6 protein-coding genes are annotated in these 5,151 nt (G+C 64.4%); 4 read left to right on the top strand and 2 right to left on the bottom strand.

Annotation, left to right across the window (positions count from 1 at the left end; translation table 11 throughout):
- Positions 1-778: flavin monoamine oxidase family protein (locus AC1D34_RS35215; protein WP_476826746.1), on the top strand; the 778-nt coding region annotated here is incomplete at its 5' end.
- Here the strand turns inward: AC1D34_RS35215 and AC1D34_RS35210 are convergent.
- Complete coding sequence (locus AC1D34_RS35210) at positions 775-1,707, bottom strand: bifunctional helix-turn-helix transcriptional regulator/GNAT family N-acetyltransferase (protein WP_476826745.1); 933 nt, start codon at positions 1,705-1,707, stop codon at positions 775-777. The genes AC1D34_RS35215 and AC1D34_RS35210 overlap by 4 nt on opposite strands.
- A 145-nt stretch (positions 1,708-1,852) precedes the next feature.
- Here AC1D34_RS35210 and murI point away from each other — a divergent pair, with 145 nt between their 5' ends.
- Both murI and rpsD read left to right on the top strand, forming a co-directional pair.
- Positions 1,853-2,722, top strand: a complete 870-nt coding sequence (gene murI / locus AC1D34_RS35205; protein ID WP_476826744.1) for a glutamate racemase — start codon at positions 1,853-1,855, stop codon at positions 2,720-2,722.
- A 201-nt stretch (positions 2,723-2,923) separates the two neighbouring features.
- Positions 2,924-3,541: a 30S ribosomal protein S4 gene (gene rpsD, locus AC1D34_RS35200; RefSeq protein WP_043237713.1), complete on the top strand. Its 618-nt coding sequence runs from the start codon at positions 2,924-2,926 to the stop codon at positions 3,539-3,541.
- 159 nt (positions 3,542-3,700) lie between these two features.
- Here the strand turns inward: rpsD and AC1D34_RS35195 are convergent, their stop codons facing one another.
- Positions 3,701-4,600, bottom strand: coding sequence for a heparin lyase I family protein (locus AC1D34_RS35195; RefSeq protein ID WP_441491469.1), 900 nt, complete (start codon positions 4,598-4,600; stop codon positions 3,701-3,703).
- Positions 4,601-4,792: 192 nt separating this feature from the next.
- Between AC1D34_RS35195 and AC1D34_RS35190 the strand changes: the two genes are divergently transcribed.
- A complete protein-coding gene (locus AC1D34_RS35190; RefSeq protein ID WP_441491470.1) occupies positions 4,793-4,975 on the top strand; it encodes a hypothetical protein in 183 nt (60 codons plus the stop codon).
- Positions 4,976-5,151 lie beyond the last annotated feature (176 nt).

The following is a 5,151-nucleotide window of genomic DNA, read 5'->3' as shown; positions in this document are numbered from 1 at the left end:
CGATCGCATCTCGGCGCGCGACTACCAACGCCTGTGGAGCGGCGACGATTTCGTCGTCCCTTCGGGCTACGGCAATCTTGTCGCGCGCCATGGCGAAGGGCTCGATATCCGCCTTGGCGAACCGGTCGAAGCCATTCGCTGGGACGGGCCCGGCGTCGAGATCGCGACGCGCTCGGGGACGCTGAAGGCACGCGCCTGCATCGTCACCGTGCCGGTCGGCGTTCTGAAGGCCGGCGACATCCGCTTCACGCCCGCACTGCCTGCCCGAACCCGCGACGCCCTGAATGGAATCGGCATGGGCGCCCTCACCAAGATCGCACTCAAGGTCGAGGGTGATCGCTTCGGCATCAAACCCGGCATGAGCTATCTTGAAGCCGGTTCGCCCAAGGCCATGATGAATGTCGACCTCTTCCCGGACGACAAGGACATCGTCATCGCCTATTGCGGCGGGGATTATGCGCGTGACCTTTCCCGCGCGGGAACCGCCGCCGCACGGGATCATGTGACCGAGCTTTTGGCCAAGATGGTCGGCGCGAGCTTTCGCAAGGTTGTCACCGGCGTGTCATTCCCCGCCTGGTGGACCGATCCGTTCTCGCATGGCTCCTATTCGGTATGCCGCCCCGGCTTCGAGACGGCCCGGGACAGGCTTGCCGAGCCGATCGGCGGTCGCATCTGGATCGCGGGCGAGGCGACCGCCGGCGGCGGTGCGATGACGGTCGGCGGCGCGACCTTGGCGGGCCGGGCGGCGGCCTCGGCCGTGGCGCGGCTGAAGGCTTAGCGTCCCAGTTCCAGCTCCCAGTTCTGCCCCACCAGATCCTGCCCGAAGGAATGGTGCGCCTCCTCGGCGATGAGCCTGAAGCCGGCGGCAAGATAGATGCCACGCGCAGCGTGCAGGATATCATTGGTCCACAGGATCATGCGCCGATAACCAGCCGATTGCGCGAAGCCGACCGCCTCCTGCACCAGCGCCTTGCCGAGGCCGAGCCCCTGCCCGCGTTTCTCGACCAGCACGAGCCGAAGTTTGGCGACCTCGTCCGACTCTCGAACTACGAAGGCCGAGCCCACGGGCATCCCGTCCAGCTCCGCAATGAAGCAGCGCTCCTTGCCAGGCACGAAGTCCCGCAGGAATTTCGCCGCGATCTCCGCGACCAGCGCTTCGAAGCTGATGTCCCAGCCGTAGTCTTCCGCATAGAGCCGGCCATGCGCCGATATCACCCAACCGATATCGCCGGGTCTGTGCTCGCGGATGAGCGGTTGCCACTTCCGCTCGCAGGCTCCAGACAATAGCCGCTCGGCGGTTCCCAGCGCCTCGACCAGATCCGCCTGTTCAGCCTGTCCGAGCCGCGCCAGAATCGAGTCGGCCTGGTCGCGCGACGCTTCATCCAGCGGCCGAAAGGCGTCATGCCCCTCTCGCGTCAGCAGCAGGTGCGAAGCCCGCCCGTCGTCGGGAGAACGCTCGCGTCTCAGCCAGCCGGCAGCAGCAAAGCCCTTGAGGATGCGGGAGAGATAGGCGGGATCGAGGGCAAGCTCGCGTGCCAGCTCGCTTGCGAGCCAATCGTCACGTTGAGCCAACTCATAGAGCACGCGCGACTCGGCCAACGCGAAACCGGAGCCGTGCAGGCTGCCACCAAGTGCTCCAATCCAGCGCGTGTGGAAGCGGTTGAAGCGTCGGATCGCAGCGATCGCGGGGCTGTCTTTGGCGGCCATGATGATCTCCGGGGATCAGGGTCGCGCCAATTAGTGGACAGAGTCAATTAAATTGAATCATGGCGGCCAGGAGTTCCTTGACCACTCCTTAACCGGGCTCTGGCCCAATGAAGCGCTCATCCATCTCCTGTGCAGGCGCCGACGCATGCGGGTCGATCTTCTGGCCGGAACAGCCTATGGCGCAGCCGTGATGCCACGCCGCCAACCCACCATTCTGGTCTTCGATTCCGGGCTCGGCGGCCTGACAGTGCTAGCCGAAACCAYGCGCGCCCGCCCGGACGCGCGCATCGTCTACGCCGCCGATGACGCCGGCTTCCCCTATGGCCGGCTCAGCGAGGCGGAACTCGTCGACCGCGTCCTGCAGGTCATGGAGCGGCTGATCGCGCGCTGTCATCCTGATCTTGTGGTGATCGCCTGCAACACCGCCTCGACTCTGGTGCTGCCGGCGCTGCGCGCCCGCTTTACCATCCCCTTCGTCGGCACCGTCCCGGCGATCAAGCCAGCAGCCGAGGCCACCCGCAGCGGCCTGATCTCGGTCCTGGCGACGCCTGGAACCGTCGCCCGCGACTATACGCGCGGCCTGATCGAGGCCTATGCGGCGCGCTGCGAGGTCACGCTGGTCGGCTCGACCGGCCTCGCCGGCCTCGCCGAAGCCGCGCTCAAGGGTGAAACGGTCGACGACGCGGCAATCCTTGCGGAACTCGAACCCTGCTTCGTCGAACGCGACAGCGTACGGACCGACGTGATCACCCTCTCCTGCACGCATTATCCACTGCTGCTCGAACGCATGCGCCGGGTGGCACCGTGGTCCGTCAGCTGGATCGATCCTGCCCCGGCCATCGCCCGGCGGATTTCCCAATTGCTGGGCCCTGCGGCGCCCCCACCGTTCAGCGCGGCTGGCGACGCACCGGCGATCTTCACGAGCGGGGCCTGCATCAGCGGACCGCTGCGCATTGCCCTCGCGGGCTACGGGCTGTCCCAGGTCCTGATCGAGCCATTTCCACTGATGAACTGAGCAGCGATCCCCAGGCATAGCCCCAAGGGATTTGACTTGCGGGGGCTCCTGCGCCTATAGGGCTCTCGTCGCGCGGGTCCATCAGGGCCCGCGTGGCTTTTTCCGCACCCGTGATCCGCTCGTCGAGAGCCGGATCTGTCGCCCTGGAAACGGGGACAGGAGGGCGCGGTCCTCAACTCGCGAACCTAGAGGACACGCGATATGTCGAAGCGTCATGAGGCGAAATACAAGATTGACCGCCGCCTCGGTCAGAACATCTGGGGCCGCCCGAAGTCCCCGGTCAACCGTCGTGAATACGGCCCCGGCCAGCACGGCCAGCGCCGCAAGGGCAAGCCGTCGGACTTCGGCACGCAGCTGCGCGCCAAGCAGAAGCTGAAGGGCTATTACGGCTCGATCTCCGAGAAGCAGTTCCGTCGTTACTACGCCGAGGCGATCCGCCTGAAAGGCGACTCGGGTGAGAACCTCGTCGGCCTGCTCGAGCGCCGTCTCGACGCGGTGATCTACCGCGCCAAGTTCGTCCCGACGGTGTTTGCTGCTCGCCAGTTCGTCAACCACGGCCACGTCACGGTCAACGGCAAGCGCGTCAACATCGCGTCCTACCAGGTCAAGCCGGGTGACGTGATTGCGGTGAAGGAATCCTCCCGCCAGCTCGCCATCGTGATCGAATCGGCTGCGCTCGCCGAGCGCGACGTGCCGGACTACATCGATGCCGACCACACCAAGTTCTCGGCCACCTACACCCGCACCCCGACCCTGTCGGACGTGCCTTACGCGGTGCAGATGGAACCGAACCTGGTCATCGAGTTCTACTCGCGCTGATCCTGCATTGTGGAAATCAGAAACGGGCGGCTCTTGGGAGCCGCCCTTTTCATTTCGAGCCCTCGGCAGGTGCGTACCGCGGCCTGCCCAGACGGGCGCGCACGACGCATGGACTGGGTCTTGCGCGTACCGGTCAGACGTCTTCCCCAAGCAACGCCTTCACTCCGATGGGATATCGATACCGCCCCACGCCGGATGTCCGGCGGGGCTCCGGGTCCAGAAGGCGATGTCATTGAACTGGATGGTCTGCGAGACATCGGGCAAAGCATCGCGATAGATGCCGAAGCGCGGCTGCGCGTCGATGACCGGCTTGCCTGCCTTCGTCATGCCGTAGCGCGGATATCCGAGTACGCCGCGATAGGCTGGGCAGGCGCGCCCATCGAGCCAGAGCTGCAGATGGCTCTCACCGGCCTTCTGGCTCGGCCGTATCGAAACATTGACCCGGTGCCAATGGCCCGGGGCGATTGGCCAGTCGCCACAGAAATGGACCTGCCCGACGCTGTCGCCACATGTCTCGGTGCCAGCACTCTTCGCGCGGAAGACCGGAGTCTTGCCGTCCGAATCCACCTCGATCTTGAAAAGCGGATTGCCGGGGTCGCAGATCTCTTCTCCGCCCCTGCCCTTCTCGTAGCGCGGATCGATATTCTGCTTGATCTGCTGGATGACGGTGCGGTTCTTTCGTGTCAGCCACGGGGCCTCGACACGGAACTGAAAGCTGTACCAGGTCGTGGTATCGAAGCGGATGAGCTCGCGCGTCATCTGGATCTCGGCGCGCTCCGTCGCCGAAGAGCCAGGATCGGGATCATAGGCATCGCCCGGCTTGACGGTAACGCTGAGGACGCGCCCGCCATCTCCGGCCCCCCGTTCGCCGACGCATCGGATACGATCGGCACGAACGGATTTGTCCAGCAGCGACGAGATCTTCCAGTCCTCGGCCGCGATGCAGGCTGTCTCGAAATCCGCCTGGAACGCCGGAACGACTTCCTCCGCACGACCAAAGCCTGGGCAGAACAAGGACAGGGACGTCAACCCGGCCGAGGCAAGAACGCGAAGAACCACGGCGTCTCTCATGCGTTGCCCCAAACCCCAGACCCCGCATGGAAGCTATCTCAACCTTGCGCGGGATCAACATGTTTGATCCCGCGGTATTGAAGCGGAGGAGCTAATACAGGCTCCGGTTCAGCGTTGCAGGATTGGCCGCAAGGCCTGAGCAAAACAGCAAAAGGGGCGGCCCGCAGGAGCCGCCCCTCTATGAAGCACGCCCAGATGGCTGCGGCGCTGCCGGATGATCCTTCGTCAGAGATGCGACCCGACCTCGTCGCGAAAGAAATAGCAGCCCAGCCCGACGCAGCCGATCAGGATCGAAAGACCATACGGGCCGAACAGGCAGAGTATGAAAACGAAGGCGATGAAAATCCTCATCAGCCAGTTTGACGATTGAGCCTTCATGAGACGCCCCTCTCACGAGATTTACTGAGAGGACCCTAGGCGCTCAAAAATGAACTCAATTTGAAGGATTATGGTAAACTCCCGTTTTTCATGACCGCGGTCGCCTCAACCTTCGCAATCCAGCTCTTCCGCATCGTCACCCGGACCGCCCCCACCGGCAG

This window comes from Allobosea sp. P1_A7, assembly GCF_056406775.1.
The sequence above is the reverse complement of the archived record's forward strand: the minus strand, read 5'-3'. Positions and strand labels throughout refer to the sequence as shown.